This window comes from Halobaculum magnesiiphilum (genome assembly GCF_019823105.1).
In the GTDB taxonomy this organism is placed as follows: Archaea; Halobacteriota; Halobacteria; order Halobacteriales; family Haloferacaceae; genus Halobaculum; species Halobaculum magnesiiphilum.
The window spans coordinates 2,279,456-2,296,397 of sequence record NZ_CP081958.1 but is presented as its reverse complement, the minus strand read 5'-3'; the positions used below and the strand labels follow the sequence as shown (position 1 = coordinate 2,296,397).

General features: G+C 59.9%; 14 protein-coding genes. 12 read left to right on the top strand and 2 right to left on the bottom strand.

Annotation, left to right across the window (positions count from 1 at the left end):
• Window position 1: 1 nt before the first annotated feature.
• Window positions 2–2,212: a TrmB family transcriptional regulator gene (locus tag K6T50_RS11655; RefSeq protein ID WP_222606759.1), complete on the bottom strand. Its 2,211-nt coding sequence runs from the start codon at window positions 2,210–2,212 to the stop codon at window positions 2–4.
• Between the two features lie 118 nt (window positions 2,213–2,330).
• Between K6T50_RS11655 and K6T50_RS11650 the strand changes: the two genes are divergently transcribed.
• The 10 genes from K6T50_RS11650 to K6T50_RS11605 all read left to right on the top strand — a co-directional run bounded on the left by K6T50_RS11650 (window position 2,331) and on the right by K6T50_RS11605 (window position 13,854).
• Complete coding sequence (locus K6T50_RS11650) at window positions 2,331–4,490, top strand: GH32 C-terminal domain-containing protein (RefSeq protein WP_222606758.1); 2,160 nt, start codon at window positions 2,331–2,333, stop codon at window positions 4,488–4,490.
• Between the two features lie 119 nt (window positions 4,491–4,609).
• Entirely contained in the window at window positions 4,610–5,746 is a 1,137-nt protein-coding gene (locus K6T50_RS11645; RefSeq protein ID WP_222606757.1) for an ABC transporter ATP-binding protein, read from the top strand.
• 78 nt (window positions 5,747–5,824) lie between these two features.
• Entirely contained in the window at window positions 5,825–7,192 is a 1,368-nt protein-coding gene (locus tag K6T50_RS11640) for an extracellular solute-binding protein (RefSeq protein WP_222606756.1), read from the top strand.
• A 4-nt stretch (window positions 7,193–7,196) separates the two neighbouring features.
• Window positions 7,197–8,126, top strand: coding sequence for a carbohydrate ABC transporter permease (locus tag K6T50_RS11635; protein WP_222606755.1), 930 nt, complete (start codon window positions 7,197–7,199; stop codon window positions 8,124–8,126).
• Window positions 8,119–8,985, top strand: coding sequence for a carbohydrate ABC transporter permease (locus tag K6T50_RS11630; protein WP_222606754.1), 867 nt, complete (start codon window positions 8,119–8,121; stop codon window positions 8,983–8,985). The genes K6T50_RS11635 and K6T50_RS11630 overlap by 8 nt, the downstream gene beginning before the upstream one ends.
• Before the next feature lie 3 nt (window positions 8,986–8,988).
• The gene (locus tag K6T50_RS11625; protein ID WP_222606753.1) at window positions 8,989–9,645 is read left to right on the top strand and encodes a YesL family protein; all 657 of its coding nucleotides are present in this window, start codon (window positions 8,989–8,991) and stop codon (window positions 9,643–9,645) included.
• A gap of 9 nt (window positions 9,646–9,654) precedes the next feature.
• A complete protein-coding gene (locus K6T50_RS11620; RefSeq protein WP_222606752.1) occupies window positions 9,655–10,893 on the top strand; it encodes an AGE family epimerase/isomerase in 1,239 nt (412 codons plus the stop codon).
• Between the two features lie 40 nt (window positions 10,894–10,933).
• A complete protein-coding gene (locus K6T50_RS11615) occupies window positions 10,934–11,878 on the top strand; it encodes a mannonate dehydratase (protein ID WP_345778660.1) in 945 nt (314 codons plus the stop codon).
• A 41-nt stretch (window positions 11,879–11,919) separates the two neighbouring features.
• Window positions 11,920–12,804, top strand: coding sequence for an NAD-dependent epimerase/dehydratase family protein (locus K6T50_RS11610; protein ID WP_222606751.1), 885 nt, complete (start codon window positions 11,920–11,922; stop codon window positions 12,802–12,804).
• A 6-nt stretch (window positions 12,805–12,810) separates the two neighbouring features.
• Window positions 12,811–13,854 (top strand): lactonase family protein, encoded by a 1,044-nt coding sequence (locus K6T50_RS11605; RefSeq protein ID WP_222606750.1) that lies wholly within the window; start codon window positions 12,811–12,813, stop codon window positions 13,852–13,854.
• A gap of 401 nt (window positions 13,855–14,255) precedes the next feature.
• Here the strand turns inward: K6T50_RS11605 and K6T50_RS11600 are convergent, their stop codons facing one another.
• Window positions 14,256–14,888, bottom strand: a complete 633-nt coding sequence (locus K6T50_RS11600) for an IS6 family transposase (protein WP_222606404.1) — start codon at window positions 14,886–14,888, stop codon at window positions 14,256–14,258.
• A 294-nt stretch (window positions 14,889–15,182) separates the two neighbouring features.
• Here K6T50_RS11600 and K6T50_RS11595 point away from each other — a divergent pair, with 294 nt between their 5' ends.
• On the top strand, window positions 15,183–16,367 hold the full coding sequence (locus K6T50_RS11595; RefSeq protein ID WP_222606749.1) for a M24 family metallopeptidase: 1,185 nt from the start codon (window positions 15,183–15,185) through the stop codon (window positions 16,365–16,367).
• Between the two features lie 90 nt (window positions 16,368–16,457).
• Complete coding sequence (locus K6T50_RS11590) at window positions 16,458–16,760, top strand: hypothetical protein (RefSeq protein ID WP_222606748.1); 303 nt, start codon at window positions 16,458–16,460, stop codon at window positions 16,758–16,760.
• Window positions 16,761–16,942: the final 182 nt, after the last annotated feature.

Below are 16,942 nucleotides of genomic sequence, written 5' to 3'. Positions count from 1 at the left end.
GTCACCCCTCGAAAAATGTCTGATACTCACTAATGAACGACCGAAGCTCCTCACGGCCGGGAGCCTCCTTATGCTGCATAAAGTATCGACTGATACAATTACCCATGATAAGGACGGCACCATCGGACATTCCTTCGGCAAGTGCAAGCGAGACTCCGCTGCTGAAGTGGTCATCGACATTACGTACCTGCCGTGGCTTGACAACTCTCGGTGCCTGGGCACTGAGCACGCCATCTTCCGTCGCCATCATTCCACCCTGATTCGTGTGCATAATGTATCTTGTTACACCTAGGTGGTCACGAACTCGCTGTACCGTGGAAGTTGAGTACGTTCCGGGAGACTCATCGAATACGTCTCGGAACCGTCGTGTCTGACTTCGATTGGCGTTGAGCGTGACCGGTACCGTGTCGTCCAACTGGTCGAGTTCCGAGTATCCCTCACGAACCAGTGACGGTGCGAACCGGTGGATCGCGTCGGTAGTGACCTGAACGTGCTTGGGCGGTGAGGAGAGCGTCGGCCACAACTCTTCACGAATGCCCCGAAAGATCGAGGGCAGTTTCGTCGTCGAGAACGCAGTTCCTAACGTGAGAAGCGCGGACCCATCAATGTGCTCCGCGAGCTCCGTAAGGCCGACCTCGTCGAGAAGATTGTCCCACGAGATTCGGTCCGTGTTCGGCTCGGTGAAGAGCAGTTTTTGATCTTTGAACCGCAAGTAGTCCGTGTACGTCGTTTGACCGGTACTGACGAGTGTCTGATTACGGAACGCGCGTCTAAACTCCGAAGCTATTGGCGTTCCAAGTGGTCCAATGAGTGTCACATCGTAGCCGAGACCCGCGAACGTCTGACCCGAGTGAGCGACATGCCCCCCTGGTTCCGTGCTCGTCTGGGCCCATTCGATACGAGGTGTCCGCTCACTCGCGTCGAACTCAAAGAGAGACTGTTTGAATTTCTCGAACTCAGTTTGCTGGTGATACCCGTTCGTCCACTCGTCGATGACGTCCCGCATTCGGTCGACGAATGCGTCGAACCCTGTCACGACTGATTTGGTTCCGAACTGACCGGGGAGTTCCTCTCGACAGGTGCGGAGATGCTCACGAGTCTCTTGATTTAATGAGTCACTCGTTCGCTCAACCGTCTCTCGAACTGTGATCGTGTCCGCGGCGAAATCCTCGGTCCGACTTCCGATTCCGCCGACCGTTACAAGGGGGGACTCTGCCTCGTCTTCGCGATCTCCGACGTTGAGGGTGATCGACGCACGACGGTCGTACTCCGCGTAATAGAACCTGCTAAGAGTTCCTGTTTCCTGTACCTCCTCGCCGGTCCTCGTGTCGTACCCTTCGAATTCGACTGTAATACTGTCGAGCGGTCGAGCGTTCGTGAGATCGGATAGGTCAGAGAGGCAGTCGCGGATGCGAAGATACTGCTGTGGAAGCGTGGGAATTCGAGAGCGGAGTGGTCGGGAGAGAGGCCACACCGATTCGGAGATGAATCGGTCGAGTACCAGTACGAGTTGCGGATTTGTGATATAGAAGCCCCGATCGTCGTCCGTCGACTGACCCGTCGACGCGCTCGACCAGTAAAGACCTCGTTCACGGTCGACCGAGAGAGCGAAATGCTCCGTTGTCGTTGTTCCTCGAATCGTGTCGACCGCCTCGGGGACCTTCTCGTCGAGGTCGAACTCCACATCTGCCAACTCTGGAGCGAGATCAGACACGATGAGCCGTACCTGCTGGTCCTCACACTCGTCCAAGTGGTCGACGATGCGTCCCAGTTTGGAACGAGGGCAGAGGACTAGTATATCCTGCTTCGCGCTCGCGATGAGTTCTCTAACGTACTTCTCGATGGTTCGATCGTCCTTGAACAGGGCAACTCCACTCTCGACGTTCTCGACCGTCTCATGCATCTCATCAAGGTACTCCTCGGCCTGTTTGAGCTGCGTTTGGATGTCAGAGAACGCCTCAATCGGGTCCACTGCGTACGCCTTCTGTGGATAGTCGTCGATTATCTCGACAAATCCCTCGTCACGTAGGTCATCGACAGTATCGTACACCCGCTGCTTTGGAACATCACTCGCCTTTGAGATCTCGGTCATTGTCTGGGCCCCACCGCGGACGAGCGCCAGATAGACATCTGCCTCGTACTTCGACAACCCGACGTGCTCTCGAAGGGTTTCTTTCAGAACGGCTAACTTTGCGGTGTCTGGTTCAGACATGAATTAGCGGGTGTATGTTGTACATTGCATCTCCACCTATTTCGGAGACTCGTTTCTCGCTTCGGCAGACCCAATACGACCAACAACCATAAGTCCTACTAATGTAACCACTGTAGTGATGAATATTGAGCAGGAGGAGGAGACCTCGATGTCAGCGACTCACCCTACGTACAGGGTTGCGTGCATCGTCCCAGAAGGGCGCAAGCAAGTGCCAGAGTCGATCGAGTGGTCTGCTCTGGCATCCGAAGCGGACGTGGTCGCCCTATCGGACCTAACTGACTCGAATATCGACAATTACGACGTTCTGTGGTGGCACAGCGAGGCTCCCGTTGAGGCGTCGAACACGGCTTGCAAGAAGATTCGTTCGTTCGTCGAATCAGGTGGCGGATTATTGTTGACTCATGGTGCGGTTACTGCCGCAACGTCGCTCGGTGTCGAGACGCACGAACCCGACTGGGTCGAACGTCGAACGCCGGATTCGAGTGGTTTCCTCGTGAGAAAGCTCTACGAGACGCATCCTGTGTTCGAGGGGATCGATGACTTCGAAGTTCGGACAGTCACGTCGGAGGAAACACTCTCAGTTCACTACGAGGATAAGACACCGAAGGAGGGAGATGTATTGGCTGCGACGGTCGAGTCATCCAGATATCCCTCGAAAAAATCCCTCCTCCACTGGGAATTCGGCAATGGTCGTGTGATTGGTGTCGGACACGGGTTTTCGTCGACGACTGAAAGCGACAGGCACCTGGAGACTCGAACCCGCCTTCTGCGGAACATCTGCTCCTATCTGAACGGGAACGAGCGGACTCCACCGACGATGGGTCGACCGAAGGGTCGTGAAGAATTAGAGGCAATGCGCCGCGCGGTTCCGGACCGGCTTCACCGCCCGAAGTATCACTTCTCACCACCGGCGAACTGGCTCAACGACCCGAACGGACTCGTCCACTGGAACGGAAGCTACCACTTGTTCTACCAGTACAACCCATCGGGCCCGTTCCACGGGACGATACACTGGGGTCACGCAGTCAGTGACGACTTGGTACACTGGGAAGACAAGCCGCTCGCGTTGACGCCGACGCCGGGCGGTCCCGACGAACACGGATGTTGGTCCGGCGCGCTCGTCGATGACGACGGGACGCCTCGTATCATGTACACGGGCGGGAGCGGGCGGACGCAACTCCCATGTCTCGCAACCGCCGCCGACGACGACCTGACGACTTGGCGCAAAGACCCGGCGAATCCAGTGATCGAAACACCACCGGACTCGCTCGACCTCCTCTCTACCGTTCACTGGGACATTGAGTTCCGCGATCACGCGCTCCACAGAGTCGACGGTGTTTGGTACCAGATAATCGGCTCCGGAATCGAACGAGAGGGCGGAACCGCTCTGCTGTTCCGGTCGGAGAACCTCCGTGACTGGGAGTACTGCCACCCCCTTCTCGTTGGTGACTGGCGAGAGACCGGGCCCATATGGGAGTGTCCCGAACTCCTCCGCTTCGACGACGGTGCCCTCCTCCACATCTCTGACTACACTAACGTTGTCGCTATCACTGGAGCGTACGACCAGGACGAGTTACACTTCGAACCGGACCGCCGCTCCCTGCTCGACCACGGTGCATTCTACGCACCTCAGTCGATGAAGACGGACGACGGCAAGACGATCATGTTCGGCTGGGTACGAGAGGAGAGGAACGCAGAGAGCCAGTGGGAGGCTGGGTGGTCCGGACACATGTCACTTCCACGAGAAATTTCCATGACCAAGGATCAACGTCAGCAAATCAATGTAGCAGACAGTGTGGCTGAGCTCCGCGAAACGCACCATCACTTCGAGGACGTACAGGTCGTTCCCGGAGAGTCAGGCTACCTCGATGGCGTCTCGGGTGATGCGTTGGAACTCTCACTCACGCTCGACGCGGCGGACGTAGAGGAGTTCGGGTTGATACTTAGACAGTCGCCGGAAGGTGAGGAGCGAACGGTCGTTACCTGCGACATTCCGGAACGGGAAGTCCGGGTCGACAGGAGCCAGTCCAGTCTGAGTTCGAACGTGGACAACTCTGCTCAGTCGATGCCGATCCGGCTGGCGGAAGACGGAACCTTCACCTTACGCGTGTTCCTCGACCGGTCAGTTATCGAGCTGTTCGCGAACGACGCTCAGTGCCTCACGAGCCGTATCTATCCCACTCGGTCAGACAGTCTCGGCGTCGACCTCTATTCGACCTATAACGATGTGATGGTCAACTCGCTCGACGTCTGGGAAATGGGCTCCGCATACGAGTAGCATCGTCGAGTCATTCTCGATGGACCCTTTCTGGGATCGATAACTTCTCACCAGGACTAAACAATATTCACCACAGTTGTGAGAAAGATTGAAGTCGGTGGCGTCTAGTTGTGTTCTTGATGGGAAGCATAACAATCGATAACATACGAAAGGAGTACGGCGGTGATTCGGGGACGATAGTGGCAGTCGATGGCGTTAGCCTCGACGTTCGGGACGGAGAGTTCCTCACTATCGTCGGACCCTCCGGATCCGGCAAGTCGACGCTACTCAGGATGATAGCCGGGCTAGAGGACATCACTGACGGGACACTGCGCATCGGTGACCAGGTCGTGACCAACGTCGCACCACAGAACCGGGGTGTGGCGATGGTGTTCCAGGAGTACGCGCTCTATCCCCACATGAGCGTTAGGAAGAACATGTCGTACGGACTTCGACTGACCACTGATCTCTCGGACGAGAAGATTCAGTCCCGTGTCGAGGAGACCGCTGAGATGATGGGCATCGAAGATCTCCTCGACAAGAAACCAAACAGCCTCTCCGGAGGGCAACAACAGCGCGTCGCCACCGGTCGCGCCATCGTCCGGAAGCCAGAGGTGTTCCTGTTCGACGAACCGCTGTCGAACCTAGACGCGAAACTGCGACTCCACATGCGAACGGAGCTCCAGCGGATTCAGGACGACCTTGAGACGACGTCGGTCTATGTTACCCACGACCAGACGGAGGCGATGACCATGTCGGACCGAATTGTGATCCTCGACGACGGAACGATACAGCAGGTCGGCACACCCGAAACCGTGTATGCTGAACCAGCGAACCAGTTCGTCGCGGACTTCATCGGATCACCGTCGATGAACTTCTTCGATGTCGAACTGGAAGACGGGCGGTTCGTGGCCGACGACTTCGACTATCAGCCGTCGAAAGACCTCGTCTCGAGATGTCGTGCCCGCGCGACGACTGACGAGTTCGTTCTCGGAATTCGTCCAGAACACGTTCGGGTCGACGAGTCAGAATCGATCACAGCCGAACTCGACGTCCTCGAACACGAGGGGAGTGATAACTACCTCTACCTCTCGAAGCACGAGACCGAGTGGACCGTCCGAGTCGACGGAAGCACTCGCTTCGAGCCTGGGACGACGGTCGGGCTGTCTCTTCCCGAGGACCACGTCCACCTGTTCGACCGACAGACGGGCGAGAACCTTCTCGTCGGTGAGCGCGTCCGAAACCCCAGCAGCTCGTCGGCTACAGCCGAATCATGAGCGAACAGTACACCACACCGAGCAATCCCGCAGTACCGCTCAACAACTAACGAACCAGATACAACCTCGAACACACCAATGACGAACCAGAATCACGCGACTGACGATTCGAACAGCAAACAGATCACTCGGCGTGCCGCGCTCGGTACTGGCGGCGCGCTTCTGGCCAGTGGGCTCGCTGGCTGTTCTGGCCTCACCGGCGGTGGCGGTGACGGCAGCAGCGGTGGTAGTTCCGATTCGATTCAGCTCGATTACTGGATGTACTTCGGGGCGCAGGAGAACGAAGAGATGACCTCGCTTGTCGAGGACTTCAACGCTCTAGACAACGGGATCACCGTCAACAAACAGAGCGTCCCGTTCGAGGAGTTCCTGACCAAGCTATTCACGTCTGTCAGCTCCGGAAACGCGCCTCACGTTGCGAGCTACTACGGCTCCTACGGTCGTCACCTCCAGCAGATCTGTCACCCCATCGACGACTACCTCTCCAACGGCGCGAAGAACAAGTACTTCCAATCGGCGTGGGACAACCTCCAAGTCGACGGGCAGACCTACGCGCTCCCGCTCGACATCCACGGGAAGGGACTCTACACGAACGACGCCGTCATGGAGGAAGCGGGAGTCGACCCCGACTTCGCGGACTGGCAGTCGTTTTCCGACGCGTGTAACACGATCGTGGAAGAAACGGACTCGCGAGCGTTCTCGATGCTCAATGGTCAGGCAGGCCAGAGTGCGCTCCGTGCGTACATCATCGCACTCACCCAGGCAGGCGGTAACATCATCGAGGGAGAACCGGGTAACTACGACGTCGTCTTCGACCAAGGTCCCGGGAAGGAAGCAGCTCAATTGATGTCGTCCGTCGTCGGCGAGCACGGCTGGGACAAAACGGAGTTCAGGAGCGGATTGGGTCGAATCAACGACTTCGTCAACGGTGACCTCGGTATGGTCGTCGAGGGAACGTGGGGGATCAACAACTTCGAGAACGAGAACGGGGAAGTCCCTGAGGACCTCTCGTTCGAGTTCCACAAACCCTTCATGTTCCCCGGTTCCGGCGAGGACGTCGCATGGGCCGAGAGCAACTCGCTGTACTTCCCGGTCAACGACAGCCACAATGAAACCGAGAAGCAGGCCGCCGTCGAGTTCGCCGAATACATCACGCAGAATCACACGCTCTGGGCGTCTGCCGGAGGGCACCTCCCCGCCGCGAAGTCAGTTGCTACATCGAGCGAAGTGAAGAACACGAAGCTCTGGACGGAGTTCAAGAGTATCTCGCGGATGCACGAGATGGTCACGAACAACCAGATCGAGTACCAGCCGATGACGCCGATTCATCTCAACAGCAACCGGTACTGGAAGCCGCTGTACGAGATGTACCTCCAAAACATGAGTGTCGACGAGGCACTCACGCAGGCTGCGAACTCGCTCCAATCGGCGTTAGACGACGCGTGATTCCATGGCTGAAAACGTAGACACGGCCACGGCCAACACTTCGTCGGGGTTCTTCAATCGGTTCATCTCCGAGCGGTCGACGCGAGAGCTCATCATCGGGCTCCTGTTCGCGTCGCCGTACCTCACCCTGTTTGCGGTGTTTATGTTGTACCCATTGGCGAAAGGGCTGTACATGAGCCTCTTCGAGTGGAACTTCCTCAGGCCGTCGGAGTCCACGTTCGTCGGCGTGGGAAACTACGCCCGTCTGCTCTCCGACCCAGTCTTCTGGAACGCCCTCTGGAACACCCTCGAGTTCGTTGCGATGACCGTCCCGTTGATCGTCGGACTGAGCCTCGTGCTCGCACTCGGATTGAACAAGGAACTGGTCGGAGACCGTCTCCTCCAGTTCCTCTACTTCAGCCCGTACGTGCTGACAGTGTCGGTTGTCGGACTTATCTGGGTACAGATGTTCGCGGAGGGAGGTATCGGGACCTTTCTCTTGGGTTCCTTGATCGAGGGGAGTCCGCTGAATTCGAATCTCTGGGCGATGCCCTCGCTCGTCATCACGACCGTGTGGTGGCAGACAGGATTCTACTTCGCCATCCTGCTGGCGTCCCGACAGAACGTCCCGGAGCGCCTGTACGAGGCAGCACGACTCGACGGTGCAGGTCCGTGGCGGATGTTCCGCGATATTACACTCCCGCACATGAAAAACGGACTGTTGTTCGTCGTCATCGCCTCGACGATCTTCCAGTTCCAGGTGTTCGGCCAGCCCTTCGTGATGACGAGGGGCGGACCGAGCGGGGAGACGCAGACGCTCGTCTACTACCTCTACCAACTCGGGTTCGAGACGCGACAGCTAGGGTTCGGTTCGGCTGTTGGGTACACGCTGCTGGCGATTCTGGTCGTGGTCTCGGCACTCAACTACTACATCGTGGGGACGAACAATGAGTAATTCAAGCGCATCAAATCGGTTCGTCGATCGCATCGGACGAGAGCGGCTGTCACGGATTGCCCTGTACGTCGTGATGTACGGGATAGCGATCGCCTTCTTCATCCCCTTCTGGCGGATGTTCCAGCTGTCGGTGACGCCCGCAGGGCTCGTCGCCAGTGGCGAGTTCTTCTTGATCCCGTCGGACGTGACGTTCGCCTATTGGGAACGCTTCCTCGTCCAGGAACCGATCATCTACCAGTGGGCGTTCAACACGTTCCTGATCGCCAGCATCACGACGTTCCTAGTGCTCGTGGTCGACTCGATGATCGCGTTCTCGCTCACGCGGCTCAAGTGGCCTGGGCGTAGCGTCGTACTGGGGGTTATTCTGGCGAGCTTCATGATTCCAGGGTACGTCAACATCATTCCCCTGTTCACCGTGGTCAACAACCTGGGGATGGTCAACTCTTACTGGGCTATCATCCTGCCGTTTGCGGCGGGTCCACTGGGTGTGTTCCTACTCGTTCAGTTCTTCAGGGACATCCCGAAGGAACTGGAGGAGGCAGCCCGCCTCGACGGGTTCTCCCCGTTCAGAATCTACGCCCAGATCATTATGCCGCTGTCGACGCCGATCCTGACGGCACTCGGTCTGTTCGTCTTCATCTGGAGCTGGAACCAGTTCCTGTGGCCGCTAATCGTGCTCAATAACGACCAGTTGTACACGCTCCCGATCGGTGTCGTTACGCTTCGGTCGGTGAACGCACTGGCCCCGAACGTAATCATGACCTCGCTGGCGCTGGCTTCGCTGCCGCTGTTCATCGTCTTCCTGCTGTTCCAGGACAAGCTCATTTCCAGCGTCCAGATGCAGGCTGGAACGGGATAATCCATGACGAACGAATCTAATCGACTGGCATTCACGAGGGCGCTCTCGCAGCTCCCCCGATTCGTGTACGGGAACGGACTTCGGCTGGCCGTCCTGAGCATCCTCTGGGTAGTTTGCTCGCTCCCGATAATCACGGTCGGACCTTCGACGTTGGCGGTGTACGTCGCTGTGCAGGATCTCCGGTCTGACCGAAACACGATCGATTGGTCACGAATCATTGCGATCCTCCGGCAGAACGGCGTCGCAAGCGCTGTGTTCAGCGGTGTCCCCGTCGCTTTCACCGCCATCGCGACCATGTATGGGGTGCAAGCACTCGAACAGGGGGCACTGTTCGGTGAAGTAGTTGCTCTGGTCAGCGGCTACATCGCCCTCTACGTCGGTCTGGTGCTGATCCCTACGTTCGACGAGATGGCCTCCGGAACAATGCCCGTGACGGCGATACGGCGGGGGGTCCGCTGGGTGAGCACACACCCAACAGCCGCGCTCGCCACCGCGCTCCTCACAACGGCGCTACTCGCGTTGACCGTTTTGCTGACGGTCGCGTTCGTTCTCCTGTTCGCCGGAGTTACGGCTTCATTGCATGTCCTACTGATCAAGGAATCACGGAATCTGGAAATCGAAATGTCACAGAACGCAGGCGCGAGTCCCAGCCAATTATAATAATTTGAGATGATTAACTCTCCTTCGAACGCGAATCGTGGCCGGCTACTCGCGACGCTCCGTGTGCAGTATCCGGACGCACTCGCAGAACGCGGCTTCCGGCTATTGCATCCGGTCTCCGGAGATCCGTACACCGACCATCGGCGACATCTCGTGGCAACGTGTCGGTCGATCGCGAACTTCGCGATCGGTGCGGTCGCCGACGGCCCGGATTGGTGTCTCGACGCTGCCGAACACGGGCTCGCGTTTCTCCGACAGGCGCACCGCACCGACGACGGGGATGGCTACCACCTCGTTGTCGGCAAAGATGGCGAGCCACTCAACCGGACTCGATCGGCGTACGGGCATGCCTTCGTCCTCCTCGCGTTCGCACGTGCGACAGCAGCCGATATTGACGGCGCCGAGGACGATCTCGTGGCGACCCACGAGCTGCTCGAGGATCGCTTCCGCGACGGTGCCGGGATGGTCCGGAGCGACTGCGCCCCTGACTGGACCGAGCAGGAGGAATACCGCGGCCAGAACGCGAACATGCACGCCTGCGAGGCCTACCTCGCCGCCTACGAAGCCACGGGAGAAACGAGGTACCTCGACCGTGCCCGGCACATCGCGTATACAATTACGATCGCTCTTGCTAGGGAGACCGACGGACTGCTGTGGGAACACTACACCGACGACTGGGACCACGACTTCGGGTACAACGAGGACGAACCCCGTCACCAGTTCCGGCCGCCGGGGTACCAGCCCGGCCACCACGTCGAGTGGGCGAAGTTCCTCGCGCTGCTCGACCGATACGACGAGGGGACCGACGCAGGGGAGAACGACGAGTACGTGCCCGATGGCGGCTGGTACGCCCGTGCGCTAGAGTTGTTCGAGACTGCCGTCGACAACGGCTGGACGGGGACCGGCTTCGTGTATACCCACGAGAAGTACGGGAGGCCAATCGTGTCCGACCAGTACGGTTGGGCACTGGCGGAGGCCATCGGTGCGTCCGCAGCGCTCGCCGAGCGGGCCGCCGAATACGGTGACCTCCACACGGTCGACCACCTTCAGGAATTGAACCACCGGTTCCTCGCGTGTACCGACAGCTACCGAGGGCCTGCTGGCCTCTGGTACGAGAAGCGCCTCCTGGCCAATGACGGCGGCGACCTCATCGCCCCCGACCCACCGGGCGTTGAGCCCGACTACCACCCTGTCAGCGCGTTCTACGAGTGCTGGCGCTCCGCGCACGACCCACAGCCCGACGACTGACATTCCACGACCACAAACACAAATGACTGACCGATACGACATGGACCCGACCGTAATGCTCCCGCCGAAGCCGGATCGGCGGTGGACCATCGCCAAGCAACTCGGCATCGACACTGCCGTCGTGCGCTTCTGGGGCGTCGACGACTGGTGGGAGTACGACACGCTCCAGCGCACGGTGACTCGATTCGAGGACCACGGCCTCTCGCTGGATGTCGTCGAAGATCGCCCGCCGATGGAGGAGACCGTCCTCGGGAACGAGGGCCGCGACGAGGAGATCGAGACCGTCAAAACCCTTATCGAGAACATGGGCCGACTCGGAATTGACACGTACTGCTGGGTGTGGACCGAGAACCCGCTCGGCGTCATCCGCACCTCCGACTCGGTGCCGGGGCGCGGCAACTCCCAGCGCATCGGCTACGACCACGAGTGGATGGAGCGTGCCCCTGCCCACGAAGCCGCCGGAATTACGGAAGACGACCTCTGGGAGAACCTGCAGTACTTCCTTGACGAGGTGGTCCCCGTCGCCGAGGAGTACGGCGTGAACCTCGCGTTACACCCCGACGACCCACCAACGTCACCCGTCCGCGGCATCCCGCGAATCGTCCAATCCGTCGAGGACTACCGGCGGATCCTCGATCTCCACGACAGCCCGCACCACGGTGTCACTTTCTGTCAGGGGAACTTCTCCGCGATGGGCGCCGACACGATCGAGGCGATCCGCGAGTTCGGCGACCGGATCCACTTCGTCCACTTCCGCGACGTCGAGGGCGACGAACGGAACTTCGTCGAGACGTGGCACGACGAGGGGCCGACCGACATGAAAGCCGCCATCGAGGCGTACCGGGAGGTCGGCTTCGAAGGGCCGATCCGCCCGGATCACGTCCCGCGGATGGTCGGCGAACAGGACCGCGACGACGCGATGGCGGGGTACACCGACATGGGTCGGCTGTTCGCGATCGGGTACATCAAGGGGCTGCTGGAGTAGCGCGGCGTCAACAACCACCATCAATACGATTGACACAACCTATGACACTCGACACGATAGCGGTCACAGGAGGCAACGGGAAGATCGGCTCGGCAATCCTCGAACACCTCGGGGAGCACGGCTACGAGACGGTGAACGTCTCGCGCGGGAAACGGCACGAGGAGGTCTCCGACAAGTACGTAACGACGGACCTACTCGACGCTGGCGAGACGTACGGCGCGTTCGCGAAGACGGACGTGGACGCCGTCATCCACATGGGAACTATCCCAAACCCCTATGGCAACCCCGATTTCAGGGTGTACGAGAGCAACGTCATGTCGGCCGCGCACGTCCTTGAGGCGGCCGACGCGCTCGGGCTAGAGTCGGTCTGTCTGGCTTCCAGCATCAACGCCATGGGAAGCGAGCATCAAGAGCGTCCGGCGGACGTTCGGTACATTCCACTCGACGAGGCCCACCCGCGCACGCCCGGCGATCCCTACGGAATCGCCAAACACGCGATGGAGGTCACCGCGGACGGCTTCGGCCGACGGCCGTCGACCGACCTCACCATCTCTTCGCTACGGTACCCGTGGGTGACCAACGATGCGGAGATGCACGAGTACTTCGTCGAACCCGACCGGTCACTCGACGCACTCCACGACGTACATCCGGCAACGGGTCGAGAGGTGTATTTCTCCTATCTCACGATCGCAGATGCGGCGTCGATCGCCCGGAAGGCGATCGAGGCGGACTACGACGGTCACGAGGTGTTCTGGGCAGTCGCGGGCGACACCACGGCCGACGCGATGACCGCCGAGGTCGTCGATACGTTCTACCCTGAGGCCGACGTGCGGGAACCACTCCCCGGCCACGAGGCGATCGTAGACCTTTCGAAGGCGAAGGAGCTACTCGATTGGGAGCCCGAACAGAGCTGGCGGAACCTCTAGCGTCCGATGAACGAATCGGCGTTCGCCGTCGTCGGCTCGTACACACGGGACGGAGGCGATGGGCTTTCGACGTACCGCGTTGACGATGTATCGATCACACTGTGTGATACTGCGTGGGAGGAAGACCCATCGTTCCTGGACATCCACCCTACGGAGCGGTTCTTCGTCGCCGTGAACGAGCGGGAGAACGGATCGGCAGTCAGCTATCGCGTCGACGAGGACGACGGCTCGCTCGACCGCCTCGACGTGACGGAGACTGGGGATGCCAGGCCATGCCACGTCGCGCTTGACCCGTGTGGGGAGTACGCCGTCGTCTCTCACTACGCGGGTGGCTCCGTGACGCTGCTATCCGTGACTACTGACGGTGCACTTGATGGCCCGTTGGACAGACAGGAACACGAGGGGTCTGGGCCGAACGAGGACCGACAGGCGGCCCCGCATCCACACTCGGCGTGGTTCGTTACGGACACCCTCTTATACGTCCCCGACCTCGGCACCGACCAGGTCGTCGTCTACGAGCTGGACCGTCGCGCGGAGCGGCTCCGCCCGCTCAGGGACGCGACGATCGACTGCAAGCCGGGTGCCGGACCGCGTCACCTCGCGGTCCACCCGAACAAACCCGCCGGCTACCTTCTGAACGAACTTGATGCGACTCTCGCAATCCTTGACCTAACCGACCCCCGGTCCCCTGTGATCGCGGAGACCCATTCGACGCTCCCGGACGACGTTGATCCGAGTGGGACCATCGCCGCCGACGTTCACGTCCATCCTGACGGCGAGTATGTGCTCGCCACGAACAGGGGACACAACTCCTTCGCGTTGTTCGCGACGCGGGAATCGCCACTGAACGTCTCGCGGACGGCCGTCAGATCGACGGATGGGGAGTGGCCTCGCAACTTTGCGATTCACCCTGGCGGCGAACGCGTGTTCGTCTGTCATCAGCACAGCGACAATATCGTGCCGTTCGGGTTCGACTCAGAAGCAGGAACGTTCGACCGAATCGGAGAGGTGACGGAGCTAGGTTCCCCGGTCTGTCTCAGATTTATATAGGAGATGGGTTGTTGCGTGTTAGTGTTCGATTGGTACCAAGGATTGTGTCTTCTTAACCGTCACCCACACCCGAGAAATCTGAACGAGTAGCACACCACAGGTTGGTGCTGCATACACCCTCTGTATCGGTCACGACCTTTCTACCAAGAGTCAGAGAGGTTCGACCTTTTCGCTCCGTAGTATACCTCCAATTAACCGCTGTCTCGGTCTCTCCTCATGGAGTGTAATAGGGATTCTACGTAATGGAGTCGGCGTATCTGAGAATTTCAGTATCGCGCCAATTCCCATTGCCGCTACAAGATCAAACAGAGTGAGGAAGATATGGAGATATTAAAACAGAACTACCACGCCCTCGACGATGAGCTCCGAGAGACCATCTGCAATGACGCGTCGTGTTAACTTTAGCATCGATTCCACCAGACGGCGAAGGCTTGGAGCCACGATTCTGCCGTCGGTGGCTCCACGTTGCTGAACGTATTTGAAAACGAAGAGGTTCTGCGTTTTACCTCACGAAAGACACGTTCGACAGCATTCCGATTTCCGTGGCGAGATATTTGAAATCGGAGTCCGAGCCGCTCCAGCGCGGCTTTGAGATAGTGCGCTCCATCGACGAGAAAAGTCGTTTGCTCGATCTGCTGTTTCTCGCGGAGTTCACGAAGGAACAGCACGGTGAGTTGCGTGGTTCTCGTCTGAAACAGCCTAACATGGAGGAATTCGTTCGTTTCGGGATCGACGGCAGCGTACAGCCAGTGTCGTTCGTTGTTGATCCGAATCACTGTCTCGTCGACTGCGATCTGATTCGGAGCTCCGTCGCCAGCCGGCTGTAGATCTGCCTTCTGTACCCAGTTATGAATCGCGGTACGACTCCGTTCGACACCCAACCTCTCAAGATACTGTTTGGTATTCGAAAGTGATAGACCCGCGAGATGGAGTTGAATACCGACTTCAATGATCTGCTCGGGTGTCCGCTCTCGCTCCACAAACTCCAAGTCGATCCACTCGATATCTCCGCTGAGGCGGTCGAATTCGGTCATAGATCACCCGAACCAACGACCGCCTCATTCCTAACTTAACACGGCCGCAATGACGACTAAATTCTTTTTTGTGTTCTGAGAGAAACCAAGATTTCACCCGTGAATGGAACTGCACGAGAAACCTCTGGCGGATGAACAGTCTCCGCTGAACCTGTGCATTATCCCCCATCTTCGCAACACCACGACCCCGATTTCGTATCGCACTATACGCTGTATCGGCGCCGACCGGCGAACACAGCAGCACCCCGCGCCGCTTCCCGGACGCTTATCCCGCGAGCGGCGAATTCGGCTGCCATGGCGACGAAACTCCCCGAATCGGAGTTCGACGCGCGGCTCGCGGAGGTCCGCGGGCGGCTCGCGGACACCGCTGCCGACGCGGCGACGTTCCTCGACGCGACGAGCATCGAGTACCTCTCGGGGTTCCATCACATCCAGACCGAGCGCCCGGTCGTCCTCGCGGTCACGCGGGACGGCATGGAGATCACCGTCCCACGGCTTGAGGTCGAGCGCGTGGAGCCGAACCCCCGGATCGACGCGGTCCACCACTACTTCGACTACCCGCAGGGGAAGCCGATCGAGACCGCGGCGGCGATGCTGGAGGGGATGGGCGCCGAATCGGTCGTCTCCGACGCCGACGGCGCGCCCGGCGTGATGGGGTACGAGGGCCCCGCTCTCTCGGAGTTCGTCGAGGTCGAGAGCCAGTCGTGGGTCGACCGCATGCGCTGGGAGAAGACCGACGCCGAGGTGGATCTGGTGCGCGAGTCCGCGAAGTGGGCGAACCTCGCCCACCGCTATCTCGCCGACTACACCGAGGTCGGCGCCCACCCCGTGACGGTGAGCCAGAAGGCCACGACCGAGGCCTCCCGGGCGATGCTCGACACGCTCGGCGATCGATACGCCGTGCGCACGCGAGGGTCCGGACCCGTCCACGCCGGCTACATCTCCGGCAGCGAGACCGCCCTTCCGCACGGCCACACCCCCAACGAACGGATCTCGGAGGGGGACGTGTTGATCACGGGCGCGTCCGCGAACGTCGACGGCTACCACTCCGAGTTGGAACGCACAATGTTCGTCGGGGAGCCCTCCGACGAGCAGGTCCACTACTTCGAGCTGATGCTCGAGGCTCAAACTATCGCCATCGACGCGCTCGGTCCCGGGCAGTCGATCGCCGGCGTCGACGAGGTCGTCCGCGACTACTTCCTCGAACAGGGGATCGAGGACACCGCCCAGCACCACGTCGGCCACAACATCGGCCTCGGGGGCCACGAGCCGCCGTACATCGACCGCGGCTGGGACGACTACGAGTACGTCGAAGAGGGCGACGAGGTGATGGCGCCCGGACAGATCTACACCATCGAACCCGGGATCTACACCGACGAGTACGGCTACCGGCACTCCGACACCATCGCCATCACCGAGAACGGCACCGAATGGCTGACGTACTTCCCGCGGGACCTGGAGTCGAACGTCATCCGGTAACCCCGCGGATCGACCTTTTTCCGGGGCGCTTTCAGCGTCGAAAGCGCGCCCCACGCTTTTCCGTCGGCCCGCACACAGCGCCGTCCGGACGTGCCACTGCCATCGACTGCCGAGGCACGGTCGACCCTCGGGGACCGACTCCCGAGCGCCGTGACCGTGGTGGTCGAAGTCGTGATAGCCAGCACAGTACTCGCGTGGACCGCGGCGTGGCTCGCCATCGCGTCGGTGAACCTCCAGTACGGCGATTACGTCGCCGTCGCCGGGACGGTCGGACTGATGGTCGTGCCCGCGCTCGCCTACGAGTACCGGAGACTGGAATCGTACCTCCCGCTGCCGGAACCGGACGGCCCCGACGTGTCCGTCTCGGATCTGGTGATGCCGAGTTCCGGGTGACGCGTCCGCGGGTCGAACGGTTCGACCCGGTTTTCTCCCCGTACGTCGCCTGCGGCGCCAACAGCGCAAACCGGCCCTGCAGCCTCTGAGAGTCCTCGGAGACCGCCCCCACCGATGGGCGCGATTCAGCTGTGTATTGTATATCGCGATATGAAATCCGCAGATCGCCGCGATCTGGACCG